13 protein-coding genes are annotated in these 16,522 nt (G+C 39.7%); 9 read left to right on the top strand and 4 right to left on the bottom strand.

Going from position 1 to position 16,522, the window contains the following annotated elements:
* Positions 1-303: 303 nt before the first annotated feature.
* Together AOM43_RS11880 and AOM43_RS11875 are read right to left on the bottom strand one after the other, a co-directional pair.
* Positions 304-1,497, bottom strand: coding sequence for an FIST signal transduction protein (locus AOM43_RS11880; protein ID WP_013924139.1), 1,194 nt, complete (start codon positions 1,495-1,497; stop codon positions 304-306).
* A 395-nt stretch (positions 1,498-1,892) separates the two neighbouring features.
* Complete coding sequence (locus AOM43_RS11875; RefSeq protein WP_059360423.1) at positions 1,893-3,146, bottom strand: CinA family nicotinamide mononucleotide deamidase-related protein; 1,254 nt, start codon at positions 3,144-3,146, stop codon at positions 1,893-1,895.
* A gap of 423 nt (positions 3,147-3,569) precedes the next feature.
* On the opposite strand from AOM43_RS11875, the gene AOM43_RS11870 reads away from it, so the two are divergent.
* The 3 genes from AOM43_RS11870 to murI are packed head-to-tail and all read left to right on the top strand — an operon-like array spanning position 3,570 to position 5,810.
* Positions 3,570-4,286, top strand: a complete 717-nt coding sequence (locus AOM43_RS11870) for an OmpA family protein (protein WP_006341532.1) — start codon at positions 3,570-3,572, stop codon at positions 4,284-4,286.
* An 8-nt stretch (positions 4,287-4,294) separates the two neighbouring features.
* Entirely contained in the window at positions 4,295-4,963 is a 669-nt protein-coding gene (locus AOM43_RS11865) for a LysM peptidoglycan-binding domain-containing protein (protein WP_006341531.1), read from the top strand.
* A 4-nt stretch (positions 4,964-4,967) separates the two neighbouring features.
* Positions 4,968-5,810: a glutamate racemase gene (murI, locus tag AOM43_RS11860; RefSeq protein WP_006341530.1), complete on the top strand. Its 843-nt coding sequence runs from the start codon at positions 4,968-4,970 to the stop codon at positions 5,808-5,810.
* On the opposite strand, the gene AOM43_RS11855 is transcribed toward murI, so the two are convergent.
* Together AOM43_RS11855 and AOM43_RS11850 are read right to left on the bottom strand one after the other, a co-directional pair.
* Entirely contained in the window at positions 5,786-6,976 is a 1,191-nt protein-coding gene (locus tag AOM43_RS11855) for a Rho GTPase-activating protein (RefSeq protein WP_013924142.1), read from the bottom strand. The genes murI and AOM43_RS11855 overlap by 25 nt on opposite strands.
* A gap of 158 nt (positions 6,977-7,134) precedes the next feature.
* The gene (locus AOM43_RS11850) at positions 7,135-8,589 is read right to left on the bottom strand and encodes an NADP-dependent isocitrate dehydrogenase (RefSeq protein ID WP_013924143.1); all 1,455 of its coding nucleotides are present in this window, start codon (positions 8,587-8,589) and stop codon (positions 7,135-7,137) included.
* Positions 8,590-8,760: 171 nt separating this feature from the next.
* Between AOM43_RS11850 and AOM43_RS11845 the strand changes: the two genes are divergently transcribed.
* The 6 genes from AOM43_RS11845 to AOM43_RS11820 all read left to right on the top strand — a co-directional run bounded on the left by AOM43_RS11845 (position 8,761) and on the right by AOM43_RS11820 (position 16,477).
* Positions 8,761-9,720 carry a KpsF/GutQ family sugar-phosphate isomerase gene (locus AOM43_RS11845; protein ID WP_006341527.1) on the top strand — a complete coding sequence of 320 codons (960 nt, stop codon included), beginning with the start codon at positions 8,761-8,763 and terminating at the stop codon, positions 9,718-9,720.
* A gap of 135 nt (positions 9,721-9,855) precedes the next feature.
* Positions 9,856-12,927 carry a preprotein translocase subunit SecA gene (gene secA, locus AOM43_RS11840; protein WP_039378110.1) on the top strand — a complete coding sequence of 1,024 codons (3,072 nt, stop codon included), beginning with the start codon at positions 9,856-9,858 and terminating at the stop codon, positions 12,925-12,927.
* 2 nt (positions 12,928-12,929) lie between these two features.
* Positions 12,930-14,123: an amino acid aminotransferase gene (locus AOM43_RS11835; RefSeq protein WP_013924146.1), complete on the top strand. Its 1,194-nt coding sequence runs from the start codon at positions 12,930-12,932 to the stop codon at positions 14,121-14,123.
* Positions 14,120-15,259 carry a rod shape-determining protein MreC gene (locus AOM43_RS11830; protein ID WP_013924147.1) on the top strand — a complete coding sequence of 380 codons (1,140 nt, stop codon included), beginning with the start codon at positions 14,120-14,122 and terminating at the stop codon, positions 15,257-15,259. The genes AOM43_RS11835 and AOM43_RS11830 overlap by 4 nt, the downstream gene beginning before the upstream one ends.
* Before the next feature lie 14 nt (positions 15,260-15,273).
* Positions 15,274-15,678: an ester cyclase gene (locus AOM43_RS11825; protein ID WP_006341523.1), complete on the top strand. Its 405-nt coding sequence runs from the start codon at positions 15,274-15,276 to the stop codon at positions 15,676-15,678.
* 1 nt (position 15,679) lies between these two features.
* Positions 15,680-16,477, top strand: coding sequence for an aminoglycoside 6-adenylyltransferase (locus tag AOM43_RS11820; protein ID WP_059360420.1), 798 nt, complete (start codon positions 15,680-15,682; stop codon positions 16,475-16,477).
* Positions 16,478-16,522: the final 45 nt, after the last annotated feature.

Below are 16,522 nucleotides of genomic sequence, written 5' to 3'. Positions count from 1 at the left end.
ATACGTGGCACATGGGAATTTCGATCAATAAGGTTGCTACCCATAGTGGCAATGCCTCGAAGATTGTGACCATTTTTCGTTTAACATTTCAGAAGATTGGGATTTTGCTTGGAGAGATGCTTTATGTGTTCTTGGAGACAAGTTTAATTCAGACTTTCAAGATTTCATGATTTCTACACCAATCAATTTTTTGAATAAATATAATTTTTATTCAAAAATACGCCGAATGCTTGGCATGGTGTGAAGGTATTGAAATCTTCTCCGGGTAAGTATCGGTATCTTTTTAATTCGAGTAAGCTTCTTTTATTCGGGGATGAGCATGATTACGATTGAGGCATTGTGAAATCCCCCTGCAGGTTCATCCGGATCTAACAAAATTTCTCCATAGGTTTCTACCCCAATCATGGGAGTATCAGGAAAGATATCTTTGATCATTTCTACAGCAACGGAAAAACGTTCTTTTAATATCATGCCTCGACAAGCACAGTCAAAAACCACTATGCCAGCGATCTTTTCATTTTTGGCTCGTGTCAGGGCTTCTTTAGCAGCTTCTAGTGCTGATGTAATTTGATCAGAGGGGCGAGCACTCATGATTTTGATTAAGGAATTTTTTTCAATGGTACAAATAAAGTTTAAAGAACCATCCGGATTACATGAAATCGGAAAGCGGATTTTGTAAGAATCGCCTGTAATCACTCCTGCCTCGTGTTTCAGTAATAGTTTAGATAAAAACTCTGAATCGTGATTAATGAGATGTTGCCAATCCTGCTCTTGAACTTCATCCTGTAAGTATTCTTTCCATACATCTAATGCGATCTTTCCTTCGATTTCATAAAGAATATTGTCTTTAGCTTTCGTCACGCAAAGAGCGGGAGAAATCGGGTGGTGACCATGCTTTACGCTACAAATAATTGGTTTTTTGGAAGCAATGAGACATGTGCTCACGGCATCGGAGAGGGCTAAACCTGAACCAAACACACGTGTTTTTTTAAAGCGGAGATTGTCTCCGGCGGCTCCTCCAAATAATTTGACCTGACCACCTAACATTTGAGAAGTCGCTTGCACGGCTTCTTCGCCTTTTCCTGTTAATCCATCGACGAATAGCATAGCAGATTGTAATGGGAAGTTGGGAACAGATTTTGGGAAGTTTGTTAGAGCAACATCGATGGCCTCATTTTGCTTGTTTTGCAGTCCAATACCGATCCCAGTATAAAAGTGATGCGTGTCCGACGTGATAAATGCACACGCAATCCCTCCTTGAGAGACTTCTTTCTCGGTAAATTCTCCCGCTGAAGTGCATCCAATGATTTGAATTTCACCAATGACCTTAAAAAGTGATTCAAAAACTTTTTTATAGTCATAATCGGGTGAACCAAAAATGATTGCGAGATCTGGTTTTTGCGAAGGCATTTTTTTGAGAGCCTCTAGACCGAGAGCTTCACCGGCGGCATGGCTATCTTTTTCTTTAACAATGCTTGTTGTGAATACTGTGCTCATGATTTCTCCTGTAATCGTCTCAACATAAGTTGCCCTTATTTTGTGAGAACGCTATACCAATTTTTTTGAAAGATTGCGTTTAAAATTTAACTGCATACTCCAATTCTGAACATCCTATTTGCAAGCCCCATAAATCCAGCGAAGAGATTAAATTTAGTAAAGCTTATATCAAACGTAGAGATATAATATTCTATAAATAAGGCGTTTCATACGAATTTTAGCCTTTGTTTTTAATATCTGGCGATAATTCCTTGAGTTTGCAACATTATTTTTAGGATTCGACATTAATTTATCCATATTAAAAGGATAAGGAAGAAAACCCATATGATAGATTAAGTGGTGAGCGTTAATGCAAGTGGATTGGAGGAAGGGTTTTTCATTATTTTTTAAAGATTTTATTTTTCTCCTAGTCGTTGATGGCAAATCTTCAAGAGTTGCCCTAAAATGGTGTTTATGGTCTTTTTTATGATGAGTTGTCGATTGCCTTTAGCTAAAAACTCCCATACAAAAGGGGGACGTCCGCGCTGAGCAATAGCCGCCCAAATTGTACCAACGGGTTTTTCGGTTGTTCCCCCATCCGGTCCTGCAATACCGGAAACAGCAAGGCTATAATCGCTATTTGCCAGGGTGAGCATATTTTCAGCCATTTGTGAAACGACGCGGGCGCTGACAGCCCCATCTTCCTCAATACTCTTTGGTGTGACCCCTAAAATGTGGATTTTTTGAGTGTTTGAATAGGGGACAATACCTCCTAGAAAATATTCTGAGGATCCTGGAAAATAGGTTAAAGCGCTAGCCAATTGGCCACCTGTGCACGATTCCGCACAGCTCAAAGTCCAGTTATGTTGGCAGAATAAATTGTGTATGGCTTCTTCAATTGTATTAGAGGGGGTGTCAAAAAAATGCCCGGAAAATGTATTTTTGATTGTTTGGATTAATGTATCTAATAGAAGAAGGGTTGGATCTTTCTGTTCTGATTTTTTAGTCACTTGTACGGTCAGCACACCTTGACTCGAATAAATGCCAAATTCTACTTCAGGGTAATTAGATTGTAATTGTTTTAAAACCACGTCGACAGTAGATTCTGTGAGTCCAAAAAAGTTACATTTGCGTGTGAATGTTTTGACACCATCTAAAAAATGGCTTTTTAAATAATCCAGCACCTGACCGAGCATTACTTTCATTTCTTCGGGAATCCCAGGAAGTAAAATGACAGTTGTTTGATTTTTCTGAACAATAAATCCTGGTGCCGTTCCGATGGTATTTTTCAAAATGATAGCGGGATGCAAAACAGTTGCTTGATCTTTAAGACTCATGAGATTGGCCCCATAACGTTGGGCAAGTTCTGCTGCAATCTCTTCGTCAAAACGAAAGGAGCATCCTAATAATTGAGCAACAATTTGACGTGTATTATCATCACAGGTTGGACCGAGGCCTCCTGTTACAATAACTAAAGATGCCCGAGCAACGATTTCCGTCAAAATAGCCTTTAAACGTTCTCCAGCATCAGGCGCGACGATTTGTCTGGAAACTTCAAGATTGATATCCATTAAGTGTTTAGCAATGTAGGCCGCATTTGTATTAACAGTATGTCCTGTTAAAATTTCCGTGCCAATTGCTAGAATTTCAATGTTTTCTTTCTTATCCATGGTCACACCTTTTTTGGTGAAATCGACTTATACGGATTGAAGGATTAAATTGCTATTTTATTTATAAAAAACTGAATATTTCGATTTTTCTAATAACAGATCATCTTTACGTTTACAGTCATCCTCTGGAAGGGATTTATTTGGAACTAAGAAAAATGCTTTCAAATTGAGGCATGATTCAGACATTTTTGCGCCACAATTAACTAAAAGTAAATATGTTGAAATTAGTTTGTAAAGACTTCTTCAAACAATCTAGTCCTAAAAAATCATAGTTTCGTTGTATTTTTTTGCTCCCATTGTGATAAGATCCAATTCTTAATCGAATCCCTTGCAAAATCGGGGAAAGATTGTGAGAATGCTTCTCTATAATTGTATGTATGGGAACTAACTCAACCAAGATGATTCAATTCTTTTAGAGGTTTTATGAAGACAAAACTCCTGATTTCAATCCAGTTGATTTTAGCTGTTATTTTTTGCTTTGGATGTATGCGAACGAAAGATGATGTGTGGGATGACACTAAATCTGCCGGACGCCATGTGCAAAGAGGCTTTCGCTCTTTAGCAGGAAAACATGGGGATTCTCGCCAGGTACGTTGCCGAGAAGAGTTTTCCGTGTATGATGAAGAATACAGTTTTTCTCCTGAAGAATGTGACTACGTTCCTCTCCAGGATTTAAATAATGACAATTTGATTGCGATGGCTGACGTATCTCGTCACCCAAAATATTCTCCAGGAGATCCTGGTAGTGCGATTCCTGGAATTGATGCTTTTTATGATCCCGCTACATATCCTGAATTAGCAGGAATTTTTGAAAGTGTGCGCTTTCCGTATAATAGCAACTTAATCAAGGGTGAAGAAAACCTACTTGCACTTCGCAAAGTTGCCAATTATTTAAAAAAGCACGATCGTGTGTATGTATTCATTGAAGGACATTGCGATGAAAGAGGGGCAGAGGCCTATAATCTAGCTCTAGGCTCTAGAAGAAGCAATGCTGTGCGTGAAATTTTGATCAAAGAGGGAGTTAATCCAGAGAATTTGTTCACCATTTCTTACGGAAAAGAACGTCCTTTGTTTCTGGATCATAATGAAGAATCGTGGGGACAAAACCGTCGCGCAGAATTTAAAATTTACCAGCGTTGAGGCTAACGATGGCTGGATCTATATTGATAAGAAAGGGAATGATTCCCTTTCTTTTTGTGTTGGTAAATCTATTTCAGCTTGAGGCCGCTAATCCTCCAAGGACTCAAAATCAACGGGTATTGCTTGAGCAAGAGATGAAGGCTTCGTTAAATATCCTTCGACATGAATTTAATAATCATGAGAAAGAAATTACCCTTTTAGAGCAAAAATGTGAAAGCTTGCAGGAAACGCTCCACGTTTTAAGTAAGCAGATGATGGATAATCAGGATAAACAAAAAGAGTTTGTGAAGTCAAACACGAGCAGTCAAGAGACACGTTTAAGCGAGCTTGAGTCAACCTCAAAAAAAATTGTGCAAGACTTAAAAAATCTGCAAACACATCTCAATGAATCCACCACGGTTATTTCAAAGCTGGATCAAAAGCTTAGCCAGCTGACTCAGGCATCTGAGCTTCAACATAAAAATATGGAAAACATGCAAATAGCCCTCGCGGCTCTTATGGATGTTTTACAACCTCCACAAGATGTGGCACAGGAGTTTAAATTGTATGAAGTCAAAGATGGAGATAGCTTAGGTAAAATTGCCCAAGTGCATAAAACAAGCATCAAGGTTTTGAAGGAACTGAATGGTTTGAGTCAAGACAAGATCCGTAAAGGACAAAAACTTAAACTTCCTTAGTGATATGTTTCAAAAAGAAAAAATATGGAATAACAACCCGATTGGGATGTTCGATTCAGGAATAGGGGGATTGACCGTAATGCGGGCTGTCATGCAGTTATTGCCCTATGAATCTGTTTTGTATTTTGGAGACACCGCGCATTTTCCTTACGGGAATAATGCCGCCGAAACCATTATTCAGTATTCGCTTGCCAATGCTCATTTCTTGATGGAGCAAGACATTAAATTGCTGGTGATTGCTTGTAATACGGCATCTGCCTTTGCTTTTTCAACTTTGCAGGATCAATTTCTCATTCCCATTATTGACGTGATTTCTCCCAGTATCGAAGCGGCAATTGCACAAACTCAAAGCGGTTCCATTGCTGTTTTGGGGACTAAAGGGACGATCCGATCAGGTGTGTATAAGCAGAAAATACTCGATCTTATGCCACAAGCACGCGTGGTTTCGCTAGCGTGTCCTTTATTGGCACCGCTGGTAGAGGAACAGTGGTTAGAGCATCCAGCAACGCGTTTAATTGTGCAGGAATACCTACAACCATTAAAAAAGAGTGACGTGGATACCCTCATTTTGGGCTGTACCCATTATCCTTTACTCAAATCTTTGATAGAAGAAGAAATGGAGGGGCAGGTTAAAATTATTGATTCCGCTTCTGCTTGTGCCCTTAAAGTCGAAGAGATATTAGGCAACCAACAATTGCAGTCTTTAAAAGAAAAAACTCCCCATTTCCGTTATTACGTTTCGGATGATCCGGAACGTTTTCAACAGGCAGGGGAGCAATTTTTACGAAGTCCAATCACGCATGTTCAAAGCCATCAAGACACTCAAATTTCAGTTTTTTCTGTTTGAAAGATCTTTTCTCGATTATTGACTAAAAATTCAACATAACCCAAATTTACAGTTTTTTGAGTGCCCATACTTGCAAAAAGAGCATCTGCAAGACTTTCATGAGAAAAAACATTTGTGAGAGAGGGGGTTCCTTGCAAATAGGCTGTAAAAGGATCTTTATCTCCAGGCGCTTGTTCCTTTGGCCAAGACTTCTGATAAGTCAGATCGATCATTTTTAAGTAATCTTTTAAAAAGTTTCTCTCTTCAGAGTCTAGTTTGAAAATTGCTCCTTGGATATTTTGTATAATTTCTTCTTCTGATTTTTTTTGATCAACCGCTTCAGCATGTACTGCAGGAATATTTAAATCTTTAATTTTTTGCATGGGAGGAGCTTTTTGTGACATCACTGTGTTTTTAATCATAGAGGTGGCATCATGCCAATCGCTTGGAAGATCTTGATGTCCTTCGGTCTCTTTAAAATCTGTAACCGCTTTTTCGACAGTAGTTTTACTTCCACTCACTCGAAATAATCCAAGTGGAATGGAACCTTTTTTTTCGCCTTGTTCAAGTCTATTAATCATTTGTTTAACTAGATTATGATAAGGTTCAATATTGGAAGGTAGAGATTTTTCAACCTCCTTTGTTTCTTCAACAACAGCTTTTTTTGTTCGTGTTATGCGTGCTAAAGGATTATGAGATTTAACAAACTTAATAATACCTTGTATGAATGATTTGATTCCGGAACTTTTTTTCTTTGTTTCCTGAGCTTCCGGGGTTGCCATTTTTTTGATTGCTTCTGAGGAAACTTTGTTTTCATCATGGAATGCTGCATTCGTTTGCCATTTCATTTCGGTCATTTCCGTTTCAAAAGAATCTTGTTCGGTTTTTTGTTTTTTAGAGCGTTTGCCTATATGAGTAAAAAACTGAAGGAATTTACTTAGATTGCTTTGAGTGGCTTTATTTTGATTTCTTTCCTTAACGCTATCTGCATTATCGGATAAAGGACGAGTGGGAATAGATTTGCGCTCGGAAGCTGATTTATTTAAGACCTTATCAGCAGCTTGCTCAACACTTGCATCGATTTCATTTGTTTGAACAGTTTTATTTGCTGAAGCTATTTCGCCAAGATTAGCAGCTTCAACTTTATATTCGCCTGATGAACGTGGTGAATTAACTGGACTGCTCATAAATAAAAACCCCCGATAATATTTTTGTATAACTCATTATAGCATTATTTTTATTTGCTATTAAAGTAATATTTAAATATTGATTGTTTTTATAATAAAAAAGATGAGTATTAGAAAGAAAAACAAAGGACTTGATCAAGTCCTTTGTAGAAAAGCATTTATTGTTCATCTTGTGCTAAAGTGTAGCCCGGTGAACCATCGAATGAGCACAGATGTTCCGTTTTGACAAAATCGATTTGTGCATCTGCAAATTTTTGCAAGAGGCGAGCAATTTGATGATGGGAAAGATTGGAACCTTTTTTTGACGCGATATAGCGGCAACGCCAGCTGTCAGAGCAAGCTGTCTCTGGCATTTTAACCGGCCAAACGCGTACGCCTCGATTGCTGATCATTGATAGCTTAAAGTCTGGATCTTGAACTTTAGTGAGTTTTTTCTCTAACTCTTCTACCTCTTGATTAGAATCGACAAAGATGTCAATTCCTTGCGTTGTCTTGTGGATGCCGGTTTGTTTAGATTCATGTTTTTGTGTGAGAATTGCATTAAATTCTCCATAGCTTGCTTCTTTAAGAATTTTAGGCTTTTGGCCAATTCTTTGAGCTACCGCTTCTGCAAATTCTTTAGTTCCAACGAGTTGCTTACTGATGTTTTCTTTGTAAATGTCATAGGTATGGATCCCTTGTTCGAGAGTAGTTAACCACGCATTGTGCACAAGAGTGGCAAAGTCAGGTAAACCTACATGCACAAGCATTAAAATTGCTCCCATTAGTAAACCTGATGGATTGGCCATGTTTTTTCCTGCGCGGCGTGGTGCAGACCCATGAATGGCTTCAAACATGGCCGCATGCTCGCCAATATTGGCAGAACCCGCAAGACCGACAGAGCCAGCGATTTGTGCCGCAACATCAGATAAAATGTCTCCATATAAATTTGGCATGACGATTACGTCAAATGCTTCAGGGGTATCGGCCATTTTAGCTGCACCAATATCAATAATCCAATGTTCATTTTCAATAGAAGGGTATTCTTGTGCAATTTCTTCGAAAACTTTGTGAAATAGACCATCGGTGAGTTTTAAGATGTTATCTTTAGTAAAGCATGTCACTTTTTTCCGCTTATTTGCCAGGGCATATTCGAATGCATACCGAATGATTTTTTCGCAACCTGGCCGCGTGATAATTTTTAATGCATGGTATGTATCGAGTGTTTGACGATATTCAATCCCTGTATAAAGATCCTCTTCGTTTTCTCGCACGATCACCACATCCATTTTGGGATGTTTGGTTTGGACAAAGGGGGAGTAAGAAACGCAAGGACGGACGTTGGCATAAAGCCCAAGTGATGTTCGTACTGTGACATTTAAGCTTTTAAAACCCCCCCCCTGCGGAGTCGTAATAGGAGCTTTAAGGAATGCTTTTGTTTTGCGAATAATATCCCAGGTTTCTGGGCTGATTCCTGTTTTTTCCCCTTTTTGATAAACTTTTTCCCCTATTTCCACTGTTGTGATATCTAGAGGTGCTTTGGCTGCTGAAAGAATGTGCAAGACAGCTTGCATGATTTCAGGTCCAATGCCGTCACCTTCGGCAACTGTAATCGGAATTAGTTTTTGTCCCATTTTCACTCCTATTTTAATCCCTTTACGGGAATCGTCCTTTCCCAAGAAAAACAATCTTGAGCCTAATACTTTTTTAATTTAATATCCAATGTCTACTGAAGAAAGAAAAATTCTCCACAAAGTTTTTCTCTGTCTATTTTTAAAATTTTAATATCCCATCTAAGGAAATCCATGCTGAAAGATCTCTTTGCACATGCAAAAAATTACCTCGATTATTTTTTCAGCCACCTAGACATGCAAAAGTCTGAGAAAGTTCTTGAAATTTGTCAGAATTGCAAGGGAGTTTTAATTTTTACGGGAGTAGGGAAAAGCGGTTATGTGGCCAAAAAAGTGGCGGCGACCATGACTTCTACAGGAACTCGCGCACTTTTTCTTTCGCCAACCGATGCTTTGCACGGAGATATTGGAATTGTCACCTCTGACGATGTTTTTTTAATTCTAAGCAAAAGTGGAGAAACCGATGAATTGTTGAATTTAATGCCATGCTTGCGGAATAAAGGTGCCACAATTATCGGGATTGTTTCCAATGCAAAAAGTCGTTTGGCAAAAGCTTGCGATATTTTTATTGAGTTACCGCTTCAAAAAGAGCTATGTCCTTTTGATTTGGTTCCGACAACTTCTACAACTATCCAAATGATTTTTGGGGATGTTTTGGCGGTGGAGCTCATGACGCATAAGAATTTTAGCAAAGATCAATACGGATTAAATCATCCGGCTGGGACAATAGGGAAGCGTGTCAATGTCAAAGTCAAAGACCTCATGTTAACGGGATCGGCCATTCCCATTTGCTATCCAGAAAACAAATTGGTCGACATTTTGGTTGAATTGTCTAATAAAAAATGTGGATGTGTTTTAATTGTAGATAATCAATTTATTTTGAAAGGAATTTTCACGGACGGAGATTTGCGACGTGCCCTCCAAAAAAATGGTGTACAGGTTTTGGAAACCCCTATCGGTCAAATTATGTCGCAAAAACCGCAGTTGATTACCCCTGATGTTTTAGCCTTCGAAGCTATGCGTCAAATGGAATCCGATCAGAAACATCCCATTACCGTGCTACCTGTTGTGGATGATAATCACAAGGTCGTAGGGCTGATTAAAATGCACGATCTTGTCCAATCAGGCATTTAACTCCTTTTTTTTATTTCCTTCCTGCGTTAAAAACAAGAGGGACCGCTTGAATAAAAAAGGGCGCTAACGTAAAATTTATCCTTAATAATATAGGAGAATTTTTTCATAAAATTCTCAATTACAATGGGAAGAGATATGTTCGGAATCCTCAAGAAAATTTTCGGCACAGCACAAGATCGTCTTGTGAGAAAATACTTTAAAAGTGTGGCATTAGTTAACGAATGGGATGCGAAATTTACTTCGCTTAGCGATGAGGCCCTGCGTGCTAAGACAAATGAATTTAAGCAACGGTTAGCTAACGGGGAAACTTTAGAACAGATCCTCCCAGAAGCTTATGCAGTCGTGAAAAATACATGCAGACGCCTTTGCGGAACAGAAGTTCACGTTTCAGGCTATGATCAGAAATGGGATATGGTCCCTTATGATGTGCAAATTGTAGGTGCGATAGCTCTCCATCATGGATGCATTGCAGAGATGATGACCGGGGAAGGAAAAACCTTAACCGCTTCGATGCCGCTTTATTTAAACGCTTTAACAGGCGAATCCGTGCACTTGGTCACCGTTAACGATTATTTGGCTAAACGGGACTGTGAATGGATTGGAACAATATTCCGCTGGTTGGGACTAACAACAGCTTCCATTACCAATGATACCTCGACAGAGGAAAGAAAGAAACTTTATGAAGCGGATATTGTTTATGGCACAGCTTCCGAATTTGGTTTCGACTATCTGCGCGATAACTCAATGGCTTCTCGGAAAGAAGAGCAAGTACAACGTGGGTATTATTTTGCGATTATCGACGAAGTCGACTCCATTTTAATCGATGAAGCGCGTACACCTTTGATTATTTCCGGTCCAGTGCCTGTGAGTCGCCAAATGTACGATGAGTTGAAAACAGGAGCCGCTGATTTAGTCCGAATGCAAAGAGATTTGTGCAATCGTCTGGCAAGTGAAGCGCGCAAGAGTTTAGAAAGTTTAGTTGATGCGGAAGGCAAAATCCGCGATAAGCGCGATAAAAAAGAGGAAGAAATCTACCAGGAAGCGCTCAGAAAATTTTGGTTAGTCGGGAAAGGAACCCCGCATAACAAAATTTTAAAACGTGTGAAAGAGGACCCCGATCTGCGCGCAGCGATTGATAAATGGGATCTTTATTACTATGGGGACACCAACAAAGAAGAAAAGGCCCGCGCGCTTTCTGAGCTTTTCATGGTTGTCGATGAAAAAAGTAGTGAATACGAATTAACAGACAAGGGGATTGCTGCATGGCAGAACGTGGCAAAAGAAGGGTCTGCAGATGATTTCGTCATGCTCGACATCAGCCACGAATATTTGCTCATCGACGAAGATCCAAATTTAGATACCAATGCTAAAATGGAACGGAAGTTGGCCGTTCAGGAAGAAGATGCGAAGCGTAAAGAACGCGCTCATAATCTCAGACAGCTTTTGAGAGCCCATCTGCTTATGGAACGAGATGTTGATTATATCGTTCAAGATGGAAAAATTGTCATTATCGATGAGCACACAGGGCGTCCACAACCTGGTCGACGTTTCTCGGATGGCTTGCACCAAGCCATTGAAGCGAAAGAGGCTGTTTCCATCCAGAAAGAAACGCAGACTTATGCGACTGTTACTCTGCAAAACTTCTTTAGGATGTATAAAAAACTTGCAGGCATGACGGGCACGGCAACGACTGAAGCGGGAGAATTCAAGCAAATCTATAAATTAGAAGTCTTGGAAATTCCGACACATAGAACATGCGTACGTAAGGATTTCAATGATGAAATCTACATGACCGAGCGTGAGAAATACAATGCGATTTTGAAAGAAGTTCGTGAAGTGCATGAGCAAGGGCGTCCGATTCTAATTGGTACAGAATCTGTGGAAGTCTCTGAAAAATTATCCAGAATTTTTAAACAAAATAAGCTTCCTCATACTGTTTTGAATGCAAAACAAAATGATAAAGAAGCGGAAATTGTCGCACATGCTGGAACGCGGGGTGCGATCACTATTGCAACAAACATGGCCGGCCGAGGAACTGATATTAAATTAGCTCCTGGTGTAGCGGAATTAGGTGGATTATACGTGATGGGCACGACACGACACCAATCTCGCCGTATTGACAGACAGTTGCGTGGTCGTTGTGCGCGTCAGGGGGATCCTGGAACATCAAAGTTCTATGTGTCGTTTGAAGATGCTTTATTGCGTCTTTTTGCCTCTCCTCGTTTGACAGGAATTTTGCAGAAATTTAGACCCCCAGAAGGAGAGCCGATTTCTGCATCTATTCTGAATAAGTCAATCGAAACGGCTCAAAAAAGAGTGGAACAGCGCAATTACACCATTCGAAAGCATACGCTTGAATATGACGATGTGATGAATAAACAACGCCAGGAAGTTTATGCCTTTAGAAATGAGATCATTCATACAGAACATCCGGAAGTGATTGCTGTAGATATTTTAAATACTGTTTGTCAGACTGCTGCTGATAAGTATTTCAAAAATCATTCAGAAGAAGGTGCTTGGGATCCTGAAGGCTATCGTCAATGGCTCATTCAGCATTTTCCTGTGAGTTTTGAGGACGGTTATTTCGATAATGACCATCTCGAGATTGAAGATTTAGAAAAAATGGCTTCTGAAAAAGTGATTGCAGCTTTTGAAGAAAAGTTAAAACGAGAAAATCAAAAGGTTGTCTCTGCAGAAAATTCTTCATTGAGTCCTGCAAAGCCTGCTCATGAAGCGATTCGCAATATGATGATTCGAAAAAATGACCGGCTATGGCAAGAGCATTTGCTAACAATGGACCATTTGCGTTCTGAAGTTGGCTTAAGAGCAGTTGGACAACGAGATCCTTTGATGGAATTTAAACAAGAGGCATTCACTAGTTTTGATGAATTTGGACAAAATCTGCGTAGTGAAGTGGCGCATGACTTATTCCGCTTTGAGATCATTACAAGACAAGTCTCGATTCAAGATTTACTAGCAGGGCTTCAGCTTGAAACAAACCGTTCTCTTTTTGCAGGATTAGAGGTGCGCCCTCCTCAAGAGGGGCCTGGAGCACCTGTCCAGCAGATTGAAGGGCCGTCTGACATGGTTGAACAACCTGTCATGGTACAAGGACCGCGTGTAGGTCGGAATGATACATGTCCATGCGGAAGCGGTAAAAAGTATAAAAAATGCTGTGGTCTTCATAAGGATGACGATGAGAATTAAACATGTTTAATCAAATCGATTTACTTCCTGATGATCCCATTTTTGGTTTGAATATTCTCTTTTCTCAGGACACACGTCCTGAGAAAGTGAATTTAGGGATTGGGGCCTATAAAGATGAATGGGGAAATCCCGTTGTTTTATCTTCTGTACGAAAGGCTGAACAGCTCCTCCTCGAACAAAAATTGGATAAGGAATACCCTCCGATGGAGGGCGTTGTCGATTTTATTCAAACCTCTCTTAAGCTTGTTTTTGGCTCCAATCACTTTCTTTTAAAAGATAAACGGATTGCTGCGATTCAATCGGTTGGTGGCACAGGAGCATTAAGAATCGGAGCGGAATTTTATAAAGAAATAGCTTCAGGTCCAGTTTTCCTTTCGACGCCCACGTGGCCAAATCATCTGCAAATTTTCAGATCTGCTGGCATGCAGGTGAACTTTTATCCTTACTATTCTGAAGAAACGCATGGCTTTGATTTCGATCGTATGTGTGCGGCTATTCGAACGATGCCACCTAAAAGCCTGATTATTCTGCATGCGTGCTGCCATAATCCCACGGGTGTCGATCCTACTTTTGAGCAATGGAAAATTCTTTCGGAATTAATTAAAGAGCATCAACTAGTTCCCTTTTTTGATTTCGCCTATCAAGGCTTTGGTGCTAACTTGGAGCAAGATGCTCAAGCAATTCGCCTTTTTGCAGAAGAGGGACATGAAATGTTCGTGGCTAGTTCTTACTCGAAAAACTTTGGACTTTACGGAGAGCGTGTCGGGACTTTAGCTATCGTGACTCCAGATGCATCAACAGCTTTGAAAGTTAAAAGCCATCTCAAACAACGGATTCGTAGCAGTTATTCCATGCCTCCCTTGCATGGAGCGCGTATTGTATCCACAATTGTTCAATCTTTGTCCCTTCAGCAGGAATGGCTGCAAGAATTAGAAAAAATGCGTTCAAGAATTAGAAATATTCGAAAAGCCTTTGTAAATAGGCTTTCAGAGGCTTATTGTGCTTTGGATTTTAGTTTTATGAATGAACAGCTTGGCATGTTTTCTTTTTCCGGGCTTGATGAGAAACAGGTTTTAGCTTTAAGAGATCAATACGGCATTTACACGCCCTTAAATGGTCGTATCAATGTGGCTGGACTTAATTCAAGTAACTTAGATTATGTTGTACAAGCGGTTAGCCAAATTGTAAAATCATGAGACGTAAACAATCCCAACCCTATCTTTTCATCTTCTGTTTCCTATTTTTATTGATGAGCATCCCTTTGCAAACTGCCGAGAAAATGAAAGGAAGTGTTGCTGCTTTGCTGGGCCCTTCCTGGGAAAGCCTGGCTAATACTAAATTGCGTTTGGCTTCATTTTTATCATTTACGACAAAAGGGGCGGACTCTCACGATCAATCGGAAGAAAGGCTTAAGGAGCTGGAGCTTGAAAATACGCTTTTAATGACAGAAAATGAACGACTTCGTTTAATGGCGGAGCATGACTTACGCTTGAATTCATGGAAAGAAGAGGACTCTGCTTCTGAGAAGAAGGAATTAGAAGGGCGAGGAATTCCAGCAAAAGTCATTTTTCGTTCTCCTTCATCCTGGAATAGCTCATTATGGCTGAATGTAGGAGCTAACAAAAATGAAGATTTAGGTTGTTCTTATATTTGCAAAAATAGTCCTGTGATGTTAGGAAAATCCGTGATTGGCGTGATTGATTATGTGGGAAAAAAACAAGCAAGAGTCAAATTAATTACAGATTCTGGCTTGACACTTTCCGTGCGTGTCCATCGAGGTAGTGACCAAAAAACGATTCTTTTAGAAAAAGTAGATTTACTTCTCAAGTCTATGTCCGCATCTTCTGTGCAAGATGAAGAGGTAAAAAACCTATTGAATAGTTTTAAAGAGAAGCTAAAAAAGGAAACCGTACCGAGATTATTGCTGGCAAAAGGCGAGTTAAATGGCTGTAGCAAGTCTTCCTGGCGTTCTCAAGCTCCGTGTTTGCGTGGAATTGGCTTTAATTATGATTTTGCTGATCAAGAAGGGCCTGCAAGAGATTTGAGAACTGGCATTCCCGAAGATATTCCTCTTTCACAACGAGCTACATACCAGGCTCCCCCTTTAGTGAGGGTGGATGATCTCCTCGTGACGACTGGAATGGATGGTATTTTTCCCGAAGGATTACATGTTGCTAAAGTGGTGAATATTCATCCTCTGAAAGAGGGCGATTATTTTTATGAACTCGATGCTGAACCCACCGCAGGTGATATGAATGATCTATCCGTTGTATTCATTCTTCCTCCACTTGGCTTCAATCCTTTAGATTTGCCCCCACCCATTAACAGATAACGCAAGAGCATAAAATGGATAATCTACCCCATTTGAAGTTGATTGGCGAAGAATTCCAAGAAAGAATTTGGAATAAAAAGGATCTAAGTGCCATTGATGATCTGCTTCATCCCGATGCCATTATTCATAGTCTGCTTGGGAATTTTCAAGGTAGAGAATTGATGAAAAATGTTGTCAAAACATGGTTGAAGGCCTTTCCTAATCTTAGTGTAAAAAACATATTTGTAGTGTGTGAAAGAGACGTTGTTGTCACTAACTGGCGATGCTCAGCTAATCATCAAGGGGAATTTAAGAATAAAAAACCCACAGGAAGACCTATTTCTTTTAGTGGGGTCTCGATGTACCGGATAAAAAATGATAAGATCATTGAATATTGGTCTTATTTTGATGTTCAACATATTCTGAACCAGATTGGTTGATGTGAGTTCATCGATTGTAACCAAGATTGTAGAGTGGGCTAAGCAAGAGCAAACCGTTAAAGCCGTGATTTTGCAAGGATCCCATGCCACAAATCAAGCTGATAGATACTCAGACTATGATCTATCTCTTTTTTGCACAGAAATCGAAACCTTTACCTATAACGACACTTGGCTATCAGCATTTGGAAATGTCTGGATTTGTGTGCATGAAAAGCTATGTCTTGCACAACAGATCGTTCCTACTCGCCTTGTCATTTTCGAAGATGGAATAAAAGTGGATTTTACCCTCTTTTCTCCAGACATTTTGCGAACTGTTCATTGTTTGCCCCCATTCAAGATTTTAGTCGATAAAGAGAATATGTTAAAAAATGTGGAAAATGAAGCGTATGAAAGGGATAATCCTAGCCTTCAGCAATTTGTCCGCTGCATCAAAGAGTTTTGGTTTGAAGCGTATCATGTTGCGATTGCTCTGAAACGAGAAGATTTATGGAATGCCAAATTTCGCTTTGAAGCGATTGATGCATTTTTGCTTCAAATGATCGAGTGGCATACCTCCGCGTTAAATGAAGGACAACAGATTTTACATGGTGGCAAGTGGATGCGATCATGGGTAACACCTTGCTGTTGGGAATACATTCAAAAAATTTCCTCTTTACCATCCGTTAGCTGGGAACGGCTGGATGAAACAACGCAGCTCTTTCGCTTACTGGCTACGGAAACGGCTTTCAAATGGCATTATCTTGATGCTTTGGACCTTGATTTTAATATCTCTCACTATATTTCCTCTCTTAAATTGTAGAAAAATACTTTTACATTTAAAAAATCTTCTGAAATGCTGATTTTA

The organism is Parachlamydia acanthamoebae (genome assembly GCF_000875975.1).
GTDB classification, from domain to species: Bacteria; Chlamydiota; Chlamydiia; order Chlamydiales; family Parachlamydiaceae; genus Parachlamydia; species Parachlamydia acanthamoebae.
The sequence above is the reverse complement of the archived record's forward strand: the minus strand, read 5'-3'. Positions and strand labels throughout refer to the sequence as shown.

Bases quoted from the DNA above. Each gene is read 5' to 3' on its own strand.
- AOM43_RS11855 (WP_013924142.1), bottom strand. From the start codon at position 6,976: ATGAGCAGTCCAGTTAATTCACCACGTTCATCAGGCGAATATAAAGTT.
- murI (WP_006341530.1), top strand. From the start codon at position 4,968: ATGTTTCAAAAAGAAAAAATATGGAATAACAACCCGATTGGGATGTTC.
- secA (WP_039378110.1), top strand. From the start codon at position 9,856: ATGTTCGGAATCCTCAAGAAAATTTTCGGCACAGCACAAGATCGTCTT.
- AOM43_RS11835 (WP_013924146.1), top strand. From the start codon at position 12,930: ATGTTTAATCAAATCGATTTACTTCCTGATGATCCCATTTTTGGTTTG.
- AOM43_RS11875 (WP_059360423.1), bottom strand. From the start codon at position 3,146: ATGGATAAGAAAGAAAACATTGAAATTCTAGCAATTGGCACGGAAATT.
- AOM43_RS11850 (WP_013924143.1), bottom strand. From the start codon at position 8,589: ATGGGACAAAAACTAATTCCGATTACAGTTGCCGAAGGTGACGGCATT.
- AOM43_RS11880 (WP_013924139.1), bottom strand. From the start codon at position 1,497: ATGAGCACAGTATTCACAACAAGCATTGTTAAAGAAAAAGATAGCCAT.
- AOM43_RS11830 (WP_013924147.1), top strand. From the start codon at position 14,120: ATGAGACGTAAACAATCCCAACCCTATCTTTTCATCTTCTGTTTCCTA.
- AOM43_RS11865 (WP_006341531.1), top strand. From the start codon at position 4,295: ATGGCTGGATCTATATTGATAAGAAAGGGAATGATTCCCTTTCTTTTT.
- AOM43_RS11825 (WP_006341523.1), top strand. From the start codon at position 15,274: ATGGATAATCTACCCCATTTGAAGTTGATTGGCGAAGAATTCCAAGAA.
- AOM43_RS11870 (WP_006341532.1), top strand. From the start codon at position 3,570: ATGAAGACAAAACTCCTGATTTCAATCCAGTTGATTTTAGCTGTTATT.
- AOM43_RS11845 (WP_006341527.1), top strand. From the start codon at position 8,761: ATGCTGAAAGATCTCTTTGCACATGCAAAAAATTACCTCGATTATTTT.